Consider the following 17176-nt stretch of genomic DNA (forward strand, 5'->3'; position numbering starts at 1 on the left):
CCACTCCGGGGATATAGGCTGATACCCTTCGGCTGCCAGGCAAGCGAGCATCATGGCGCGCTGCGGCCCCTTGATGCGCTGCCAGTCCAGTGAATAGCGGTTGCGCCCCCTTTCATCGACGGATACATCTACCGCCGATTCGGTAATGCGACACGCCTCAGTGCCACCCTGCAACTGGATAGTGCCCGCATGGTGCATGGCAAAATACCAGTCCAATGCGACGGCCAGCATCGGGCGCAGCTCCTGGGGGTGTGGATCACTAAACAGAACGGGGGTAGCGTGCTGGCTGATCGTGTCGGTCATTTCCTCGACCAACACCTGCCAACCCTGTTTAACAGCGTCCGCGACCTCTTGTGCCAGTCGCTTGCGCCAGGTAAAGACATTGCCCTCGACACGCTCCATGCTTGCCACCACCAGCATGGAGCCATCGTACACGCAGCGTAATTTCACACGCTCGGTAGACAGCAGGGATACGGCAAGTATGCGTTGCGCGGTTATCTGAGACATAAAAAATGGCCACCCTAAGAAGGTATGGCCATTGTAACAATATGTAACCTGTTGGGTAATTATATTACCTAGAAAGCAAACTCCGGGCGCCTTCCATATCGTCGCGCGCCATCAGCCATTCTGACACCAGCCACTCACCTTCACCCGCCTGAATCAGACCAATAGCCGGGGAAGCAAGCTCTCCAATGCCAGACACCTGTAGCAAGTGGCTACCCTCATATTCGTAAGCCCCCGTACCCGTATAGGCTTGCAGGTACTCATACACAGTAGCACCGTAGCTGTAACCATGGTGGTGGAATAGGCCGTCAAAGTAGATGGCCACCTCCTTTGCTGCATCAGTACTGCCGGGCTCGCAATCGCATTCGTCAATCATTGTGTAGAGGCGGCGAGCCAACACGTCATCGCTCGGCATAGCGGCGACAAAAGCGCGCAAACCCTGGTCGGTCATAGGCACCGCTGGCGCCTGAGAAGGCTGCGCTACGGCATGAATTGAAACCAAACCCGCGAGGACGACTGAGGCCCATAATAGTTGCTTCATGGGTAATATATCCTGTAGTGAGAAATTATACCGTTTTCTTCTTTACCAGCCATGAGAATACTGCCTCACTTCCTCATGAGACAACCCAAGGCGTTTTTTATAACGTGATAACACAGGCTCCACCCCCGCATGCTGGCTTTTGAAAGGCCTCACAATCAGCGCGCTTTCATACAAAAAACCGGAATCCCCGCACTCCTTAGCCCCGTTAAGCGCCTCTTCAAAGCACGGCACCAACTGATCCCCTTGCGCCACAAGCGGCTCCTGGGTAGTCACTTCACACCACGCCCTCTCAAGCGTTCCACTGCCATCATCGAAATAGGCAATGCCAAGTATCTGCCAACGCAGAGGTGTGGCGATAACGGCGTCATACAGGACGTGGGGGCCAATTTCACGCGGCAGATTTGCCATGAACCCCCACTCACGGAACCCGGATTCTTTGCGCACCTGGTAAAACGAGCGCCCATACAGGCGTAGGGCGCGCCTTTCAGAATCACGACGCATAGCAGGCTCCTAATCATTCAACGCGATATTACATTGAATGAAATATAGCCCGCAATGCAGTTTTTTAAAGTCTGCGGTAACAGATTGCTTTTGCTAGCTTTCTCTTTACATCGCCGCCAGCCCCGCCGCAGGGCATGATTGCTTAGCATCATCATGCTGTGCGGTAAGCATCAAATATCTTCTACACCGATAGAGCACGTCTTTGCACAGCAGGCCCGTGGAGCCGGAAAGCGATTGTATGGCACGCAGCACCATATCGGCGCGCGCGGATACGGAGGTGGTATAACGACGCAAGCGACGCATCACTACGGCGAGCTTGACCTTGTAATGGCGGAAGCTTTTAAGCAGCACGTCCTCAAACGCAATGACGGCGTTCAGCACTTCGATGCTATCCCTGCATGCCAAAATAGGATTGGCACACTCAGCAAATAGGCTGGGGCGCTCCTTGACAGGTTCCAGTCCGCTCAGGATTTCAATGGAGCTTTGACCGTAATGTGTCTTTTGCTCGGTTACTTGCGTCATATTCCCATTCTCCCCTGATTTTTTTTATCGTACCGGTCTAAGCCTTTTGTACGAGGGACGGAATGCTATATGTAAGAAGTCGCTTGTAAAAGCAAAAAACACTCGAAAAGGCCACTTGTAGCAAATGTCTTACACGGTAATGGCAAATCTCTTACAAACCAAAGTAGCATTTGGCTATAAAACCAAAGCGAATAAAGAGATTAATTCTTATAACGATAGTGGCCATAAGATTATGCAAAATGGCCTGATCTTGTAAAACAACCGTTTTAAATTCAAGGTTACGGTTGTAATCTTGAGTTTTTAATAATCCATTAACGGGCTAACGATATGGGTGCTGGATGGCCGAAAATTCCCCTGCACCATGACGAACTGGTTGCCGGTGGCACATTTCCTGTCTGTTTCTTATAGGGTGCTTGCGATAACGGTATAAGGCGTTTGTAGGACGACAGACCGACCGAAGCTGGCCAGGGGAGGTTGGTCGAATTGAGCAAGTGCGATATTCCCGCCACGCCCAATCGTAGGACAGGCACTGCAACTACGACTAATGTATAAGCTGGCGCTAAGGTCGCTGAAAAGTTATCCACGTTTTTATTCAGTTGGGTGCGATATTCCCACCACGCTTATCAACGGCAGTGCGATATTCCCGCCACGTTATGGGGCCAGGGTGCGATATTCCCACCACGTCAATACGATACTCCCACCACGCTTTTGCGATATTCCCACCACGTCAATACGATACTCCCACCACATTTCGTCTGTGGATTATCGCTAAGAGCCTATAAAAAATAAGGGCTTGCAGATTTGATCCACAAGCCCATAACCAAAGTACTATAACCGTCTTTTAACCAAACTACTTTAACCGTTTAGGGCGTTTCTGGGTTTCCTTTGTGATCCACTTGACCCGGATCGTGTCATTGCCAGGCACATAGTCCCACTCCAGATCAACGCCATGGCGCTCACACACCTCAGCCAACCGGCGCAGCGCTTTTTTAAGGTCATTGCGGAAAAACCGCAGCTCTTTAGTATTGGAGCCACACAACTCATACAGTGTAGCAACACCTATGGGCAACGGCTCACGGTGACTGCGATAAAAACTATGTAACCACTGCGCTAGCGAAGCACGGCCAAGCTCGTTGCGTATCTCCCAGTCGACCCACGTATAACCGTCACCGAACAATGCTTTCAACTTGGGTGCCAACCTCAGCTTCCATAGTTCGCCGCTAGCCATCCTCTCAGCCTCTTGTAGCAGCGCGCCAAAGAATATGGCCTTAGACCCCGGTTTAGTAGGCAACACGTCTACACGGGTAAATGCGAGGCGCTGGAGACGTTCTTTCAATGCCTTATGGCTCTGACCGCTATTAGGCAGGCCTGCCAAGCGCAAAAGCTCATTGCTCGATACCTCAACGGTTGCCCCTATCGGTTGCTCACGAAACACCTGGAGAACGGCCATCCATACATCAAAGTCGCGCTGATCCAGGTCTTCACCGTTGTAATAAATCTCTTCACCGCCCAGCGAGGCAATCAGCGTTTGCTGGTGGATCAGTCTCGACCCTGCTTTGCCGCCCATTGCGCCTTTGAAAAGAGCGCAGCGAACCATGGCATTCGGTGCGGCACGCTTACCGTCCGGCCAAAAGTCCATTTGCTGTGTGCCCAGCGCAGCCAGTGATTCTATCTCTTGCTGTTTTTGTAGCTCACCAAGCCTTTGAGCTGCATCCATTTCGTGCTCCCAGTTAGTGCGTATGTGGTGGGAATATCGCAGTTGGAAAGTGTCGCCCCATATTGCATCCTTTGCAATACCTTAGCGCCGGTTATGCCTCAGCCAGGCGCGCCAGCTCCATCAGATAATCGTTTTCAGCATCGCTTGCCAGGGTAGCAATCGTATCCGCAGGGATCATATCAGCTAGCATGGCCATTGCGTAAACGTCTGCCCAGTCAGGAGACTTAATACCCATGCTGCGCATTTCCTCTTTAGTGCGCATCATGTACTGGCCACGCTCATTGATTTTGTAGGGTATGCGGCTGGCCTGCTCGATGACCTTGGTGGAGCCGTCAAACCGCACGCGCTCTTCCATGATGGCCTCTTTGAGGGTCACGTATGCCATGGCCCGCTGGTTGCCGAAACGACGCTTGTGCGACTGCGCATGACACGGTACGCCCCACATAATGCGCTGCACGTTACCGCCCAACTCTTCGGCCTCCTGAGCCGTTGTCAGGCCGATGCCGATGCTATCTATAGCAATCGTGGCATTAGGGTAGTGATCGGCCATCCTGACCAGCTCACGACCGAAGGCCTTGGGCGTCATGGTGGACGGCATTTCACGTACTTCTACCGGCTCGATGCAGCGTTCCTCTTGCGTCACCCCGGACACCTTGAAAACGCCCACGACCGAGCTGTCGCGCTCAACGCCACCGCCAACGTCCGCCACAATCACGTAGCCCCACGGGCCTTTATGCTCCACCTGAGTACGCTGCGAACGCTGCGCTGCCAGGCGTGTTATCAAGAAGCCTTCAAGCTGGTCTGAGAACTGGCCCAGCACCTTGATCTGATATTCAGGGGAATCAACGCCGCCGTAGCTTTTGACGTACTCACGCAATGCCTGGGCGCTTACGAACGGGCTTTCCTCGCTATTGAGGATGAACGACACATAACCAGGCTCGTTAATGTCGTCAAAATTCTTCTTTTTGAGTATGTGGTGGGATTCGTAGAAGTGACCGCTGTTGCGAGTGGGCTGGCTGAACATCAGCAGCTTGTTGTTCTCTTCGGACAGGGCGCCGCGTATAACGGACAGTACCGCGTCGTCCACACCGGACGCTTCATCGACTAGGAAAATCAGGTTTTTATTGTGCGCACCTGCAATGCCTTCGGGCTTATCCTTGGGCACCGTCTTACCGGCCACGTACCAGCTTTTCTTGAACTCATTGCAGTAGAAAAGCTCGCTGGTGACAGTGAAGTAACGCCTTAACCAGGGGAAGCGCTTGCAGACTTGCTGCCAGCTATCCGTGACGTACTTGAAGATTACCCGGCGCACCTGGTCGATGTTGTTCGCCGTGATGATCATTTCGGGCTTAACGTGGCATAGCATCGTGTGCATAGCCAAAGTGCCCGCAATAAACGACTTACCCGTACCGTGGCCAGACGACACCGATACGCGCGCGCCCTTGCGATCCATCGCCTGCAAAATGCGCCGCTGTTGCCGGGAAGGCTTTACGCCCATGACCTCTATGGCGAATTTGACGCGGTTATTACGATACTTGAGCGCCAGCTTTTGCCAACGATAGTCATGGATGATTGAGCGCTTACGTGTGGCCATTACAACCTGATTTCCTTTAACACTTGGCTATCAGGTATCGGAAGGTGCCGCCGCTTTAGAATGCTTACTACCCATTGATTGGCCGCCCTACGGCCTTCATTCTGGCGTAGGTGGTCTACATCGGTGCTTTCCATGATAGTCAGCCAACGGCCAGCGTAGTGGCTGGTGAGCCAATCGTGGCCAGTGGAAGGGATCGCGCGCAGGACGGCCAGCAAAAAGCGTAGATCGTCGTTAAGCGGCTCCATGCCATGCCGCTCAAGATATGCGCGAAGCTGCGAGGATTGAGACTGGCGGCGCATTTCTTACCCAATAAGTAAAGAATGAGCCTAGATTGTACCTCACAGGTAAGGATAAGGGCATGAAAAAGCCAAGCACCGCCACACCTTGATTATTGCTGCAAGAATCCCCGTTAAGGGGCTACGTCGCGAACGACTTTTCATGCCAGAGGCGTCTATTTCAACGCCCCTGGTTAAGCCGCCTATACGGCGGTACCAACAATATGCGGCGAAGCCACCATTAAACGTCAGATAAAGCCGCTAAATCCTCAGCGTTCCTTGCTGAAAGCTCAGCACCAATAGCCGCTAAATGGCTAACACGGCTGCCGGTACTTGAGTCGCGCATAATGCACTCAAATAGCGCCTGTAACTGTTCCAACGTCGCTTGGTGAACCTCTAAAGCGTCAAGTAATGACTCCATGCCAGCATCCTTATAATGTGTTAAAAAACAGCAATATGGATGCGGCGGGGCTTGGCGGCGCATAGGATACCTTGCACGGTTACATAAGGAAAGGGTGAACAAGCAAGGGAAGGGCGATCTACTGCCTTTTGCGAGCCTCGAAGCGCTTGAGCACGTCGCTAAAGTCACGGGGTGGGGTACCTGGCTTCTCAGGGGCCGGTGGGGCAGGCAATAACAGCATACTCTCGCGTAGCTGCTTCACCTCAGACTCCAATCCTTCCAAGCGTGCCGCCTGCTGGCGGTTTAGCTCTACCAGCTCGGCCAGCAGGGTAAGAGTGTCGGGTGTCGGGCTTAACTCAGCCTGGGGGCTGCCAATGGGTGTCGGGGGCTGTAGGGCGGCATCCGGCTTGTTAGGTGGCTCGTCATACACGCGGATCATTTCAGACAAGTCAATAACGCGCTGGCCTTTGCCATCCAGCCCAGCAGTGACGCGCCCCTTTTCTACCGCTTCGTAGAGCGTAGAGCGATGCAGGCCATAGAGTTTAGCCATACGGCCAATGGTCAATTTCTGCATGTAGGGCGCTGCCGGGTTGTGTTGGGTAGGGTAAGTGTAGGGTAGTCCGTTTTACCCTTTCAGCGTAAGGCTGAATTTAACAAAAAGCCCGCTCGATGGCGGGCATTGGGCTGGCAGGGCGGCTTTACCTCCCTTTCAGCTCCTTGTTGGCGTTACGACCGGCCCACCAAGTCAGGCCAGCAACGGGGGCAATTAGAATTAATGCGATCAGTAGGTTATCCATTGGATTCATTCTCCTTGGCTGCAAGCTCAGCACGCTTGAGAACAGTATAGATCAAGTTCCCTGCATTATATGCGATGACCAGCAATCCTGCCGGAATGCTCAGCTTCCCGCCCACCAGCATGGCGATGGCGGCGCCGGTTATCATAGCCATGGATAGCGTAGAAGCGCACTCTAGCGCGATCTTGTTACGGTAATGCTCGTAGGTCATTGCAGGCCACCCCGACCAGCTGTTGCGGTTCTTATTTCCATGCGTTAACGCCTTGTGTTGGACTTGGATTTACTTAGCAAATTGGTCATCAAGCGGGTTATGCTCAGGGTTGACCCGATCTATGGCAGCGCCAAGCGCAGCAAAGGCGTGCTGATACTTTTTGTAGGTCTTGCCGTTGGAGTAATGCAGGTCGTGATCCTCCAGGCTGCGCACAACAACCAGTAGCGTCTCCGGTTCGCCATCGCGCGTGATAACGTTGATACCGTCGATTAGCTTTTCCTTGTAAATTCGCCAGTATATTTCGGAATCAAAAGCCTCAGCGTCGTGTCTGATTTTAGCCATGCTAATTACTCTGCGCCTTTGGGCGTGCTTTCACCCAGATTGAGTTTAACGCCATTGCCTACGCGAAGGCCGTCTTGCCAGCCCTCCTGGCCAACCGTGGCCGGGTAGCTTTCCAGTAGCGCACCGCACCCATCCAGCATCTTGAGCCGTGTCGCGATTGCCGACACCATGCCGTCAAAAAAGGCTTGGGGCTGCGTTCCAAACTGGTACGCTTGGTTATCCACTATCGTTTTGGCGCGGCTCAGGTAAGTGTCATGCAAAGCGTTGGCACCGTCGTGTAGGCCAGCGATCCATGCGTCACTTAGCTTGTGATCCAGCTCATTCATGCCCGAAGTGACGTAAGGGCAGTCAGATATACCGGCATAGCCAGCAGCCTTGACGCCTTCCTGATAAGCCCGGTCGATCTGATTGTCAGACGGCGGCACTAGGCCGCGCTTGGATGCGTACTCATACGCCGCCTGAAACAGCTCAGGGTTATCGTTGCGCCAGCGGTACATGGTTGACCGGGGCTTGTTGACGCTAGTACCAATGGCAGCCATTTGTTCAGCCGTAAGGTTCACTTGTTCTTTACTCCCCGCATAACGTAGACCACATAACCAAAGATAGGGTACCCAGCAGCAACCGCCGCGCGCTTGGCCTCTATTTCCGCCTCAAGCTCAGACAGCCGTTCTGAGAAGTGATAAAAGTATTCATCCGCTGCAATGTAGCGCTTGCGCACCACCAGCTTAACCGTGATGACGTGCTTGTTCGGCTCAGGCTGATAGCGAGTAGCAGGGCGGCGAGTGCGCTTGCCAGGGGAGCGCTTAGCGTTAAATTCGTCTAGCTCGCGCTGCATACGCCGGGCGAAGTCATTAGAGCTGTTCATTCACAGAGCCCTCTTCGCCAAGTTCAATCGTTTCTAAATGAGGCTTAGCTGGCAGCGCTCGCTTTTCATTTGCCTTGAGGTACCGCTCGCCACGGGCAGTGAGATGTTCGCGCTCAGTGATTGTTATCTGAATCATGCACAATGGAGCAGGAACATCGCTTCCCAGACTCCTTTCAATCAACATAACCTGCTGAATAACACACTTTTTATTATTTTTACTGGTCATCGCCTTAGCTTGAGACGATATGCGCGCAATACTCATGGCGGTCTTGCCTTCACTATCCTTCTGGGGCACATAAAGGCCCAGAGAACCTGGCTCTTGCTTGCAAAGCACCCTGAGTGGGACTGACTCTAATTCGATGTGCGTGCTTCTGGATGCAATCATATATTTCTCTTGTACGTGTTTTCGATGATTCCCATAATAGGAATATATTACACCGGATGCAATGCGTTGGGCCATAAAAAAGCCGCTGGATTAGCGGCCTATTCGTAAGTCATTGATTTATTTAACATAATCTATCTTATGCGCACTCATACGGCAGGCTTTACGAATGCGCTACTGGCGTCGTAACCCTCGCCACGCTCCAGCTTGGCTCGGGCCTTTTTGAGCGCTTCACTCTCGCTGCGGGCCTTGAGTGTGAATATCGGGTAGACCACCGCGCCCGCCTCATGGTCGCCAGGGTGCGTCTGCTCGATGTTGGTCGCGCCTACACGCCATGAAGTGGATCGGCGCGGCGCGGCCTTGAGCATGACGTAGCCCTTGCCATCGCACTTGAAGCAAACGCCACCCTTGATGTGACTGTAGGCGTCAATATGGCCCTTGCCACCAGCACACCGGGGGCAGTCGGCCTTATGCAGTTTCGTGCCGGGCATTTGCCGCTTCCTCTTCCGCCTTCATTTCCGCTTTAACCGATTGCACGGTACTGGGGCTTGCATCGGCTAACGCTGCCGTCTTGCGCACCGAAAAGCCAGCCCCCAGCAGGTCGCGTACCTTCTGGCGCTTAACCGTGTCTTTGGCACGGCCCTTAAATTTGCCTTCACCCTTGGCCTTCTCGATGCCTTGCTGCTGACGTTCACGGCGCTGCTCATAGTCCTTGCGCGCCATGGCCGCCATTACGTCCAACATCATTCTATTTACAGCGTCTAGTATTCGTCCTGTTAAATCGTCCTGGTTGCTTGCGCCCATTGCCGCGTGGCTAGTGGGCAGGTCAACAGAAACAATCCGTAAGCCCTTATTCTCAATATCACGATACAAGCTACTCCACTCCTTTTGGGGGAGTCGTGATAATCGGTCAACACTCTCAATCAGGATAATATCGCCCTGGTGGGCATCATTCAGTAGGCGGCGAAGCTCTGCGCGGTCAGTCGACGCGCCGCTAACGTTCTCGATGTAACGGCTAGCCACCTTCTGCCCGTGTTGGGCGGCGAAGTCATCAAGCGTCTTAGATGCCCGCGTCGGGTCTTGGTCAGCAGTGGATGCTCTCAGGTAGGCGCGAACAAACATGGAATACCTCAAGTGTGTGGTTTTGATGTATTGCATAATAGGCGTGTGGTTTAGAGTCCGTCAACCTATAAAAAAGTACGGCTTGACGTTTAGCCAAGCCGTACTGCATTGCGTGCGCCCTATTTGATATACCCAAAAGGCTAACTTAGCTGCTGATACTCCTGCCAGCTAATCATCTTGCCAACCGCCGTTACATTCCGGCCAGTACCCAGCCACGACAGGGAGCGCAACTGCATCACGCCATCCGGCTCGCCATCCTTTTCCACGATCACGCGCTTAGCGGGTAGGCCTGGCACCAGTTGAAACTCTCCATCATCGTAAAACGCAACGTACTCTGTGATATAGCGCGGCGCCAAAAACTCCACCACTACTCCCAGTAGCGCCTTACCCTGCTCAACCAGCCCTTTGATCTTCATGGCTATACCCCCTGCTTCTCGGCTTCTTTCGCCGCGTGAATTTCCTCAACCTCCTGCTGCCGGTTGGCAAGCCACTCGTCCTCGTCGGCCATTTCCTGCTCATACTCTGCCGACAGCGCTTCCAGCTCTTCATCGGTCATGCCGCCTTCCGGCTCTGGCGGCTCAATCAGCGCCAGCTCGGAGCGAATCTTTTGTTGCAGCGTGAAAGGCAGCTCCAGGCCGTGCTTCTCAATTTCCCAGCCCGTATCAATCGAACTCCAGCCTTCATCCTCGGCCTTTTGCAGAATCTCGCCACGCAGCGCCACCGCTTCATCGGCGGTAAGGCTGATACGGCGGCTCAGCTGGTCATGCACCTGCTGCAACCAGGCAAGGCGGCGGGTAAGTCGATCCTCCTGGGCCTCAAAGTCGGGCTTGACGCGCTTCTCAATCGTTTCGCCGCCCATCGGGTTGTTTTTTTCAGTAACCTCAACCAGGTCGTAATCGTCAGGCGTTATCTCCCGATAATCCTCGCGAGCATCCCACTCGGCACGCTTGCGAGTGACCATGATTAACCGGCCTTTCGTCAGGCGTATTTCATCCTCTAGGCTGCGGATATTCTCGCGACCATAGGTGTTTAACTGCTCGTTAATGTCTGGCGGTAGGGCGCTGGCGTAGGCGCCGTGCTTGAGGGCTCGCTGGTTCCCTTTCTCGGCGGGAATCAGGTTTTCCCAGCCCTTATTCCTTTTTTTTGGGCCTTGTTCCTCACCCCCTGCCGGGGAGGCTGGCTTATCAGGGGTGGGGGTCGACTCTTTTTCAATCCAGTCGCCGTCCTTCGGGGCTTTGTCATCGCCTGCCCCCTTCCCTATCCCTGCCGTATGTCCCTGTCCCGATGTGTCCTCGCCGTTCAATTTTGACGACCAGTTACGCGCCGTCTTGTACGACACGTCATTGCGCTTGCAGAAGTCAGCCAGCGAGGCGCTGGAACGTGCAAAGCGCTTGAAAAAATCCACCCAAAATTCACGGCCACGCTTCTGATTATCGGCCATTACCTACTCCTAACTTCGCCCATTCAGTCAACTCGGCTGGCTTAAACGTGTGCCAGCCATTTACCCATCCACCCTTACCGCCAAAGCACACCGCCATATAGGCCACGGGCACCTTCCACTTGGGTACACCCGGTGTAATCAGCAGCAAGTCATGAAACAGCGCGTCCCACCACGCCTTGGGCAGAAAGCCACCCTTACCACCATGGCTATAGCCCCAGTCATGCGGAATACTCGCCATCATCAAGCCCCCATGAGGGGGCATGATTGACCAGGCAAAGCGGGGAATGCTGGCAAAGTCAGTGACGTACCCCTGGGGCACCTCGACCGTCACGCCATCACGACCACGAAACTGACCTGATTCAGTTGTGATATACATAGGAAAGCTACCGAAGAGCCACGCTGGCCGGGGGCCGTAGTACGGCTCTACCGCTGGCATCTTCAACACACTCGCGTGCTTAAATTTCTTCTTCATACTGCTCTACGCCACCGTTTACCAACGCATGCGCCCGGCACAGATCGGGCAGTGTTAGCCCGGCCTGCGCTGCCAGCAACCGCCCTGCTGCACGCACTACTTGATCCGTTGACTCGCAGTAATGAGCAGTAACATCACCCAACTGGTAATCGTCTTCACCTGGGGCGTCATAAGCACAGCCCGCCACTAAGGCGAGCATGGCCAGCACAGCTACACGTTTCAGAACGACCATGTTGCATAGCCTCCATACAGGTCATCAACGCCGGTCATCGTGGTGTTGCCAATCTCATAGAAGCCGCCCACCGTCAGATCAGGCAGCACCGGATAACCCACGGACACGATCAGCCCGGTTTGCTTGAACCCTTGGCTCAGCTTATTGCCGTGATACGCGCCGCCCTTAATCTCCCAGACCTCTACGGGAGCCGTGAAGATAACGGATGCTCGGTATCGGTCATCATCGGCCACCGCCTCAAAATTCCAATCACGCCAGGCATAACCACCGCCGACTATCACCCGGTTCTCGACCTCATGGCGAGGATGCTCATTCGCCTCAGCACGCAGCACCGCATACGTCGCACCTGTCACACCAACGCGCAATTCCATAGTGGCCCGTGACGTATCCACCCGGTTCTCAAACTCCCCAACCGCACCTGTCACCGTCAGGGAACTATCGGCAGCAATAGCCGCCGCGCTAGCTACCATTGCCAGACCTGCACCAATCACCACCACTAAACGCTTGCTCATGCGATTAACTCCCCATCCATTGCATTCATGTGTTTATGGCTATCAAACGCATCAGCCATACGACCGTCATAGTTGTGCTCTGCATAAGCGGAACCGTTGTAACGCTCAGCAAAGGTGGGCCAATCACGGTCAATCAATGCCTGGTGCATTACCGCGTCGCCCAAGATGAAGGCCACGAACATATCGAGCTGGCGGCCTTCTGATTCATTGGCGGCTTTCTCCATCGCTTCCGGGGAATCAAAGCCCAGTCGCTTCCAGTGAAAGCCCATGATTTGGAACAAGCCCCAAGACGCAGACTGAATAGCCGCGCCAGTATGGATACCCTTTGCCAGCGCCAGCCGGTCATGCTCTAAATGACCACCCATGTAGCCACCGCGATTAGGGTTAACCAGCTCAGGGAACCGGGCGCGCCATGGTGTAGGGTTGATATCCATGGCAATCAACTGGCGCCGCATGATGTGACGTTCAAACAGAATCACCGGGCGGCCATCTGGTAAGAAGCCGGAACCATGCGACTCCACTTCCTGCACCGACATGACCTCAGCAACTCCAGTGCTTAGCGCCTTGGCTGCCCGTTCGATATCGCCTTGCCCCAGCAATCGGGACGTATCCAGGCCTTCAAGCGCCGCCAGGGTTTTAGAACCCACGATGCCATCGGCCACAATGTCATGGGCTTTCTGGAACTTACGAACGGCCCGCTCAGTAGCAGGCCCAAAGTCACCATCGGGTACCAAGGAGGGATCAACGGCGCGAAGTAACCGCTGCAACGACATAACTGCGGGGTTGTCATCCCCGCGTTTCAATACTTTCGGTCGTACCAATACATGGTCGTACCAATTCCGCTCAGGCATCAGGCGCACCCTCTAAATGATGGGTACTGAAATGCACCACCCACGCCGATCCAGAAGCACGCAAGAGGTCAATCAGTAAGTGTGTGTCTGGCCCTAGTCCCAAGCTCCACGCCAATAGCAGTAGCACGGCCACTGGAATCAGTAGTGGCGCTCGGGATTGAGAAGGGCTGTTAAGAAGGGCATTGGCGAGCATGTAAACGGCAAGTGCTACACCGCCACAGCCCGCCAGATAGGTAAGGTTGCTCATTGCGCCCCCTTATCTTTGTCGCTAGGGCCGCCAAATATCTGCGCAACCCGGTCATTCATGAGTTTTTCCACCCGCTCAAGCATCTTGCCGCCCGCCAGACCAGACAACGCCACAAGCGCCGCCGTCAGGGGGTCGTTCACTTCATATGCTCGGCACAGGTAAAACATCACGATCCCGGCTAAAGCACTGGTGCTCATTTCGCCGGTAAACACAATCAAACGGAACTTACGCCCCGCTCTTAGGAACCGCTGGTAATAACTGACAAAGCCGCCCCACAGCGCAAGGCCGGAGAAGCCCATAAGCTGGATCAAGCTTGTGTAGTTATTGGGGTCTTGACTGGACATAGCCGCCTCAAGGGTAAGTGGTGCAGCTAAGTTCAACGACGCGCATCCCATAACCAGCCCGCCACCACGGCTATCGCCACTACTGCTCGAATCCACTCAGGCCACCAGGCCGGATTGAATTGCCAGGTAGTGAAAGCCGCGATGCCATAGAAGACAGCCGAGAACATCAGTAGGGAGAAGATCATTGTCGGAATGGCGTGCCGCATAACTTAACCTCACAGGTAATTACACGGCAGATTGTAACGGTTTTTTACCTTAGAAGATAAAAAGTAACCATTTGAGGCAAATAAATACAAAAAAGTGATTAGTAAACCGAAGGTGTGATAACAGGTTGACTTTAAGGAGGGGAAAGCGAGATAGGCATGTAGACCATGTAACCTTGACAAGTGAGGTTACATGGCAAGTCACGGGAATAATTTACGCTTAGTAAACAGACACTTGAGAATTGATAGGCGGCAGGAAATTAGCCCGATGTGTAACCTATGTAACCTAGTTCTTAGGAGGCCTTTGCCCCGGTAATAATACCCCCTGTATTTAGGGGGCTATTGTATTATTATCTAAGATATTAAAGTTAAAACCCCTTTTAGGTTACATAGGTTACATAATGTAGTTCTAAGGTGCTGTATACATTGAACTTTCTGAGGTGTGTAACCTCTGAATTGTCTCCTTTTAAGGTTACATAGGTTACACAGGTTACACGGCTCAGCGCTAAGCAGGCGAGGTAGTGTTATTCCGTAAATTAATACTGCGTGGTATCCTCGCAGCGCTGATTTTGTGCTGGGTTGAGAGCACGGGAATAAAAGACCGCAAGGGAATACCTGCCAGGGCGCGTGTGTGCCCCGATTGATGCCCGGCATAAAGTCTGCTTTAGCCTGAGTCGCTTATAAGTCCCTGATACGTTGCCGGTTTACCTGTAATGCAATACGATTACATCAGGGTGTAGTTAAGCAACGACTAATAAGGCGCACTAATGGATTTGGAAACGTACCGCACAACGGTGAAGAAGATTGGCCCCACTGCCGCCGCCAAGGAACTCGGCGTAGACTACGTGCGCTACTGGCGCTGGGAAAGCGGTAACTCGGTGCCTACTGCCGACGCCATCAAGAAGATCAAGGAATGGAGCAATGGCGAAGTAACGGCCAACGACTTCATCAAGTAGCCCGGCCTACCAACACACCCTACCCACTCCCTAAAATCCAAAAAGCTGCCCTCGCTGGCGGCTTTTTTTGTGCCATAAATTACCTAAAAAGTATTACATTGCTTGAAATGTTACTTTTAAAGTAATAAATTGACTTCCCGTTAATCCTCCTGGGTAAAGTCATGCTTGCAAAAAACATCATTCCGTTTGTGCTCCACACCGACCTACCAAGCGTCGAGACGATCACCGAAGCCCTAGAAAAAAATCGCGTAACGGCTCCGCTCGGCGCAGCAGCCGCCCGTTCATGCCAGTGGTGCGCTGCTTTAGGCGATGACCTGCTGGTAAAGCTGGTGCTCGACAACAAGACATATCTGCTTATGACCATGCTTCGCCGGGAGCGCCTTCTGCCCCCATCGGTGATAAGTGAAGAGGTGGCCGAACAGGTAGAAGAGATTGAGGCCCGCGAAGGTCGAAAGGTGACGCGCAAAGAGAAAATGGCGCTGAAAGAGCAGATCACGGAAGCGCTACTACCCCGCGCCTTTGTGCGCAGTAACCGCTTTTTCGCCTGGATCGACACCGCCGCCCAGCGCATTTACGTGAATAGCGCCAGCCGTGCCCGCGCCGAAGACCTGCTTGATTTATTGCGCGAGTCGCTGGGCAGTCTAAAAGTCACCCCGCTGGGTGCTCAAACGCTGCCGGTGCGCGCCATGACACTCTGGGCATCCGACGCGGCTTCCATCCCCGAAGGCTTAGCGCTGGGCGATAGCATCGCACTGACTTCAAAAGGCGATGACGGCACAGTTACCGCTCGCCGCGTGGACATTGAGAGTGACGACATTCAAGCGTCCCTTCAAAGCGGACGCCAAGCGGTAAGCATGGCCATCAAAATCAAAGGCGAGCTATCTGCCACCCTGACAAGCGACCTGTGCTTGAAGTCAATCAAGGTGGCCGACGAGCGTATCGAGTCCAGCTATCAAGAGGCGGATGAAGACGAGCACTGCGTATTCATGGCCGATTACTTACTCAGCGTTATCGCCGTGTCCGCTGCCTACAACCTCCTGATTAGCGCGCTCGGTGGTGAGGCTATTCAAAGCTCGGCCATTGAAGGCAAGCACACTGTTAAGAGCACCGAAAAAGCCGCCGAAGATCATCTTTATGAAGATGCCGTTTCTCTGGTGCGAGATACCCGCAAGGCAAGCGTCAGCGCCCTGCAACGCCACTTCAAAATCGCCTTTACCCGCGCATCGGAAATCATGCTGCTAATGGAGCGTCGGGGCATCGTGTCTGCGGTGCAAGAAAACGGCAAGCGCAACGTCTTACCGCTCTGCGCATAAGGAGATACGTCATGCAATTACCCAGCGATATCACCAATGCGCTTACACGCATGAAAACCAATGCCGCCGTGGACGAGCTGCGTAAGACCTGCCAGCACTTACAGGAAATGGGCCATACAGAAGCGGCCTTGCTAGTAGGTCGTCGCGCCGACCTACTGCTGGGTGGCCAGCAACCAAGCGCCGTAAAACCGGCTGCCCGCCCCGGCCCCCTTCCGCCCCCACCGCATGGGGTGCGCACAACGCTGCATACCAGCCGCAGGAGCACCAGTCATGAGTAAAGCCATTTACGTCGAGCACCCCACAACGGGCGAAAGCGTCACCCTCAGACAGCTAGCGCTTTCCGCAGGGTTTAGCCCGGTCACGGTTTCCCGCCGTTATAAAGACGGCAAGCGCGGTGCTGATTTGATCGCCCCATTACCCCCACAAAGCAAGACGCTAAGTAAGAACAATCTGGCGCGGCGGCGGGCTGCTGAGAAAGGCCAGAACCTGCGCGCCTACACGCGCCAGCTGATCGCCGCCCCTCGCCTGGCTGACTTAGGCCGGATAAAAGAGCAGCTGGCATGAGCCTATCGCTGCCCGCCTTATCACTCTGCCCTGCTGTTATTGCAGCGGGGCGTGCAATGCACATGGCTTTCCAGGGAGCGGAAGGCGCGTGCGCTGCCGTGGCCACCGAAGACACCGGGATGGATGAACCCGGCTTCTACCCGGCCTGGAAAACCGGCGATAGCACTATCGTCGGGATCACCGAGCACCCTTTTCTTACTGAGGCGTTGGCCGTTTTGTGGATGCGCCACGCCCTCAGTGAGCGCTTTAACCAGCATATCCGCTGACGCGG

General features: G+C 54.0%; 30 protein-coding genes. 5 read left to right on the forward strand and 25 right to left on the reverse strand.

All coding sequences use genetic code 11. The features are described 5' to 3' along the window. The 25 genes from ACT3R7_RS11645 to ACT3R7_RS11765 all read right to left on the reverse strand — a co-directional run. On the reverse strand, positions 1-507 hold a 507-nt coding region (locus ACT3R7_RS11645; protein ID WP_496199119.1), incomplete at its 3' end, for a hypothetical protein. Between the two features lie 64 nt (positions 508-571). Next, positions 572-1045 carry a hypothetical protein gene (locus tag ACT3R7_RS11650; protein ID WP_496199120.1) on the reverse strand — a complete coding sequence of 158 codons (474 nt, stop codon included), beginning with the start codon at positions 1043-1045 and terminating at the stop codon, positions 572-574. Between the two features lie 42 nt (positions 1046-1087). Then, entirely contained in the window at positions 1088-1546 is a 459-nt protein-coding gene (locus tag ACT3R7_RS11655; RefSeq protein WP_496199121.1) for a hypothetical protein, read from the reverse strand. 105 nt (positions 1547-1651) lie between these two features. Next, positions 1652-2068 (reverse strand): hypothetical protein, encoded by a 417-nt coding sequence (locus tag ACT3R7_RS11660; RefSeq protein ID WP_496199122.1) that lies wholly within the window; start codon positions 2066-2068, stop codon positions 1652-1654. Between the two features lie 850 nt (positions 2069-2918). Next, complete coding sequence (gene trfA / locus ACT3R7_RS11665; protein WP_496199123.1) at positions 2919-3785, reverse strand: plasmid replication initiator TrfA; 867 nt, start codon at positions 3783-3785, stop codon at positions 2919-2921. 91 nt (positions 3786-3876) lie between these two features. Further along, positions 3877-5379, reverse strand: coding sequence for a hypothetical protein (locus tag ACT3R7_RS11670; protein WP_496199124.1), 1503 nt, complete (start codon positions 5377-5379; stop codon positions 3877-3879). After that, complete coding sequence (locus tag ACT3R7_RS11675) at positions 5379-5678, reverse strand: hypothetical protein (protein ID WP_496199125.1); 300 nt, start codon at positions 5676-5678, stop codon at positions 5379-5381. The genes ACT3R7_RS11670 and ACT3R7_RS11675 overlap by 1 nt, the downstream gene beginning before the upstream one ends. 217 nt (positions 5679-5895) lie before the next feature. After that, the gene (locus ACT3R7_RS11680; RefSeq protein WP_496199126.1) at positions 5896-6075 is read right to left on the reverse strand and encodes a hypothetical protein; all 180 of its coding nucleotides are present in this window, start codon (positions 6073-6075) and stop codon (positions 5896-5898) included. Positions 6076-6193: 118 nt separating this feature from the next. Next, the gene (locus ACT3R7_RS11685; RefSeq protein ID WP_496199127.1) at positions 6194-6628 is read right to left on the reverse strand and encodes a hypothetical protein; all 435 of its coding nucleotides are present in this window, start codon (positions 6626-6628) and stop codon (positions 6194-6196) included. A 215-nt stretch (positions 6629-6843) separates the two neighbouring features. Next, complete coding sequence (locus tag ACT3R7_RS11690) at positions 6844-7059, reverse strand: hypothetical protein (protein ID WP_496199128.1); 216 nt, start codon at positions 7057-7059, stop codon at positions 6844-6846. Positions 7060-7128: 69 nt separating this feature from the next. Beyond that, positions 7129-7401 carry a hypothetical protein gene (locus ACT3R7_RS11695; RefSeq protein ID WP_496199129.1) on the reverse strand — a complete coding sequence of 91 codons (273 nt, stop codon included), beginning with the start codon at positions 7399-7401 and terminating at the stop codon, positions 7129-7131. A 5-nt stretch (positions 7402-7406) separates the two neighbouring features. Continuing rightward, complete coding sequence (locus ACT3R7_RS11700) at positions 7407-7961, reverse strand: hypothetical protein (RefSeq protein ID WP_496199130.1); 555 nt, start codon at positions 7959-7961, stop codon at positions 7407-7409. Beyond that, positions 7958-8266 carry a hypothetical protein gene (locus tag ACT3R7_RS11705; protein ID WP_496199131.1) on the reverse strand — a complete coding sequence of 103 codons (309 nt, stop codon included), beginning with the start codon at positions 8264-8266 and terminating at the stop codon, positions 7958-7960. The genes ACT3R7_RS11700 and ACT3R7_RS11705 overlap by 4 nt, the downstream gene beginning before the upstream one ends. Beyond that, a complete protein-coding gene (locus ACT3R7_RS11710; RefSeq protein ID WP_496199132.1) occupies positions 8253-8651 on the reverse strand; it encodes a hypothetical protein in 399 nt (132 codons plus the stop codon). The genes ACT3R7_RS11705 and ACT3R7_RS11710 overlap by 14 nt, the downstream gene beginning before the upstream one ends. Before the next feature lie 146 nt (positions 8652-8797). Next, complete coding sequence (locus ACT3R7_RS11715) at positions 8798-9139, reverse strand: hypothetical protein (RefSeq protein ID WP_496199133.1); 342 nt, start codon at positions 9137-9139, stop codon at positions 8798-8800. Then, positions 9117-9770, reverse strand: coding sequence for a recombinase family protein (locus ACT3R7_RS11720; protein ID WP_496199134.1), 654 nt, complete (start codon positions 9768-9770; stop codon positions 9117-9119). Before ACT3R7_RS11720 ends, ACT3R7_RS11715 begins: the two co-directional genes overlap by 23 nt. A 140-nt stretch (positions 9771-9910) precedes the next feature. Next, on the reverse strand, positions 9911-10186 hold the full coding sequence (locus tag ACT3R7_RS11725; protein ID WP_496199135.1) for a hypothetical protein: 276 nt from the start codon (positions 10184-10186) through the stop codon (positions 9911-9913). A gap of 2 nt (positions 10187-10188) precedes the next feature. Continuing rightward, positions 10189-11211 carry an IS66 family insertion sequence element accessory protein TnpA gene (gene tnpA / locus ACT3R7_RS11730; protein WP_496199136.1) on the reverse strand — a complete coding sequence of 341 codons (1023 nt, stop codon included), beginning with the start codon at positions 11209-11211 and terminating at the stop codon, positions 10189-10191. After that, on the reverse strand, positions 11201-11587 hold the full coding sequence (locus tag ACT3R7_RS11735) for a DUF1353 domain-containing protein (RefSeq protein WP_496199137.1): 387 nt from the start codon (positions 11585-11587) through the stop codon (positions 11201-11203). Before ACT3R7_RS11735 ends, tnpA begins: the two co-directional genes overlap by 11 nt. 79 nt (positions 11588-11666) lie before the next feature. Beyond that, entirely contained in the window at positions 11667-11915 is a 249-nt protein-coding gene (locus ACT3R7_RS11740; RefSeq protein ID WP_496199138.1) for a hypothetical protein, read from the reverse strand. Beyond that, entirely contained in the window at positions 11903-12427 is a 525-nt protein-coding gene (locus tag ACT3R7_RS11745; protein ID WP_496199139.1) for a hypothetical protein, read from the reverse strand. Before ACT3R7_RS11745 ends, ACT3R7_RS11740 begins: the two co-directional genes overlap by 13 nt. Then, the gene (locus ACT3R7_RS11750; RefSeq protein ID WP_496199140.1) at positions 12424-13278 is read right to left on the reverse strand and encodes an N-acetylmuramidase domain-containing protein; all 855 of its coding nucleotides are present in this window, start codon (positions 13276-13278) and stop codon (positions 12424-12426) included. Before ACT3R7_RS11750 ends, ACT3R7_RS11745 begins: the two co-directional genes overlap by 4 nt. Next, complete coding sequence (locus ACT3R7_RS11755; protein WP_496199141.1) at positions 13271-13525, reverse strand: hypothetical protein; 255 nt, start codon at positions 13523-13525, stop codon at positions 13271-13273. The genes ACT3R7_RS11750 and ACT3R7_RS11755 overlap by 8 nt, the downstream gene beginning before the upstream one ends. Continuing rightward, positions 13522-13869 (reverse strand): phage holin family protein, encoded by a 348-nt coding sequence (locus ACT3R7_RS11760; protein ID WP_496199142.1) that lies wholly within the window; start codon positions 13867-13869, stop codon positions 13522-13524. The genes ACT3R7_RS11755 and ACT3R7_RS11760 overlap by 4 nt, the downstream gene beginning before the upstream one ends. 32 nt (positions 13870-13901) lie before the next feature. Beyond that, positions 13902-14075 (reverse strand): hypothetical protein, encoded by a 174-nt coding sequence (locus ACT3R7_RS11765; RefSeq protein WP_496199143.1) that lies wholly within the window; start codon positions 14073-14075, stop codon positions 13902-13904. A gap of 764 nt (positions 14076-14839) precedes the next feature. Between ACT3R7_RS11765 and ACT3R7_RS11770 the strand changes: the two genes are divergently transcribed. From ACT3R7_RS11770 to ACT3R7_RS11790, 5 genes are all read left to right on the forward strand, one after another. Next, entirely contained in the window at positions 14840-15028 is a 189-nt protein-coding gene (locus ACT3R7_RS11770) for a helix-turn-helix domain-containing protein (protein WP_496199144.1), read from the forward strand. Between the two features lie 161 nt (positions 15029-15189). Beyond that, positions 15190-16341 carry a recombination-associated protein RdgC gene (gene rdgC / locus ACT3R7_RS11775; protein ID WP_496199145.1) on the forward strand — a complete coding sequence of 384 codons (1152 nt, stop codon included), beginning with the start codon at positions 15190-15192 and terminating at the stop codon, positions 16339-16341. Between the two features lie 11 nt (positions 16342-16352). Beyond that, entirely contained in the window at positions 16353-16619 is a 267-nt protein-coding gene (locus tag ACT3R7_RS11780; protein ID WP_496199146.1) for a hypothetical protein, read from the forward strand. Next, positions 16612-16905, forward strand: a complete 294-nt coding sequence (locus tag ACT3R7_RS11785; RefSeq protein WP_496199147.1) for a hypothetical protein — start codon at positions 16612-16614, stop codon at positions 16903-16905. The genes ACT3R7_RS11780 and ACT3R7_RS11785 overlap by 8 nt, the downstream gene beginning before the upstream one ends. Further along, positions 16902-17171, forward strand: a complete 270-nt coding sequence (locus ACT3R7_RS11790) for a hypothetical protein (RefSeq protein ID WP_496199148.1) — start codon at positions 16902-16904, stop codon at positions 17169-17171. Before ACT3R7_RS11785 ends, ACT3R7_RS11790 begins: the two co-directional genes overlap by 4 nt. Positions 17172-17176: the final 5 nt, after the last annotated feature.

Origin of the sequence: Halomonas sp. AOP43-A1-21, assembly GCF_052376775.1 — a bacterium.
GTDB lineage: Bacteria > Pseudomonadota > Gammaproteobacteria > Pseudomonadales > Halomonadaceae > Vreelandella > Vreelandella colorata.

Excerpts from the sequence above, each read along its gene's own strand:
- ACT3R7_RS11650 (WP_496199120.1), bottom strand. The coding sequence starts at position 1,045 with ATGAAGCAACTATTATGGGCCTCAGTCGTCCTCGCGGGTTTGGTTTCA.
- ACT3R7_RS11655 (WP_496199121.1), bottom strand. The coding sequence starts at position 1,546 with ATGCGTCGTGATTCTGAAAGGCGCGCCCTACGCCTGTATGGGCGCTCG.
- ACT3R7_RS11660 (WP_496199122.1), bottom strand. The coding sequence starts at position 2,068 with ATGACGCAAGTAACCGAGCAAAAGACACATTACGGTCAAAGCTCCATT.
- trfA (WP_496199123.1), bottom strand. The coding sequence starts at position 3,785 with ATGGATGCAGCTCAAAGGCTTGGTGAGCTACAAAAACAGCAAGAGATA.
- ACT3R7_RS11670 (WP_496199124.1), bottom strand. The coding sequence starts at position 5,379 with ATGGCCACACGTAAGCGCTCAATCATCCATGACTATCGTTGGCAAAAG.
- ACT3R7_RS11675 (WP_496199125.1), bottom strand. The coding sequence starts at position 5,678 with ATGCGCCGCCAGTCTCAATCCTCGCAGCTTCGCGCATATCTTGAGCGG.
- ACT3R7_RS11680 (WP_496199126.1), bottom strand. The coding sequence starts at position 6,075 with ATGGAGTCATTACTTGACGCTTTAGAGGTTCACCAAGCGACGTTGGAA.
- ACT3R7_RS11685 (WP_496199127.1), bottom strand. The coding sequence starts at position 6,628 with ATGCAGAAATTGACCATTGGCCGTATGGCTAAACTCTATGGCCTGCAT.
- ACT3R7_RS11690 (WP_496199128.1), bottom strand. The coding sequence starts at position 7,059 with ATGACCTACGAGCATTACCGTAACAAGATCGCGCTAGAGTGCGCTTCT.
- ACT3R7_RS11695 (WP_496199129.1), bottom strand. The coding sequence starts at position 7,401 with ATGGCTAAAATCAGACACGACGCTGAGGCTTTTGATTCCGAAATATAC.
- ACT3R7_RS11705 (WP_496199131.1), bottom strand. The coding sequence starts at position 8,266 with ATGAACAGCTCTAATGACTTCGCCCGGCGTATGCAGCGCGAGCTAGAC.
- ACT3R7_RS11710 (WP_496199132.1), bottom strand. The coding sequence starts at position 8,651 with ATGATTGCATCCAGAAGCACGCACATCGAATTAGAGTCAGTCCCACTC.
- ACT3R7_RS11715 (WP_496199133.1), bottom strand. The coding sequence starts at position 9,139 with ATGCCCGGCACGAAACTGCATAAGGCCGACTGCCCCCGGTGTGCTGGT.
- ACT3R7_RS11720 (WP_496199134.1), bottom strand. The coding sequence starts at position 9,770 with ATGTTTGTTCGCGCCTACCTGAGAGCATCCACTGCTGACCAAGACCCG.
- ACT3R7_RS11725 (WP_496199135.1), bottom strand. The coding sequence starts at position 10,186 with ATGAAGATCAAAGGGCTGGTTGAGCAGGGTAAGGCGCTACTGGGAGTA.
- tnpA (WP_496199136.1), bottom strand. The coding sequence starts at position 11,211 with ATGGCCGATAATCAGAAGCGTGGCCGTGAATTTTGGGTGGATTTTTTC.
- ACT3R7_RS11735 (WP_496199137.1), bottom strand. The coding sequence starts at position 11,587 with ATGTATATCACAACTGAATCAGGTCAGTTTCGTGGTCGTGATGGCGTG.
- ACT3R7_RS11740 (WP_496199138.1), bottom strand. The coding sequence starts at position 11,915 with ATGGTCGTTCTGAAACGTGTAGCTGTGCTGGCCATGCTCGCCTTAGTG.
- ACT3R7_RS11745 (WP_496199139.1), bottom strand. The coding sequence starts at position 12,427 with ATGAGCAAGCGTTTAGTGGTGGTGATTGGTGCAGGTCTGGCAATGGTA.
- ACT3R7_RS11750 (WP_496199140.1), bottom strand. The coding sequence starts at position 13,278 with ATGCCTGAGCGGAATTGGTACGACCATGTATTGGTACGACCGAAAGTA.
- ACT3R7_RS11755 (WP_496199141.1), bottom strand. The coding sequence starts at position 13,525 with ATGAGCAACCTTACCTATCTGGCGGGCTGTGGCGGTGTAGCACTTGCC.
- ACT3R7_RS11760 (WP_496199142.1), bottom strand. The coding sequence starts at position 13,869 with ATGTCCAGTCAAGACCCCAATAACTACACAAGCTTGATCCAGCTTATG.
- ACT3R7_RS11765 (WP_496199143.1), bottom strand. The coding sequence starts at position 14,075 with ATGCGGCACGCCATTCCGACAATGATCTTCTCCCTACTGATGTTCTCG.
- ACT3R7_RS11770 (WP_496199144.1), top strand. The coding sequence starts at position 14,840 with ATGGATTTGGAAACGTACCGCACAACGGTGAAGAAGATTGGCCCCACT.
- rdgC (WP_496199145.1), top strand. The coding sequence starts at position 15,190 with ATGCTTGCAAAAAACATCATTCCGTTTGTGCTCCACACCGACCTACCA.
- ACT3R7_RS11780 (WP_496199146.1), top strand. The coding sequence starts at position 16,353 with ATGCAATTACCCAGCGATATCACCAATGCGCTTACACGCATGAAAACC.
- ACT3R7_RS11785 (WP_496199147.1), top strand. The coding sequence starts at position 16,612 with ATGAGTAAAGCCATTTACGTCGAGCACCCCACAACGGGCGAAAGCGTC.
- ACT3R7_RS11790 (WP_496199148.1), top strand. The coding sequence starts at position 16,902 with ATGAGCCTATCGCTGCCCGCCTTATCACTCTGCCCTGCTGTTATTGCA.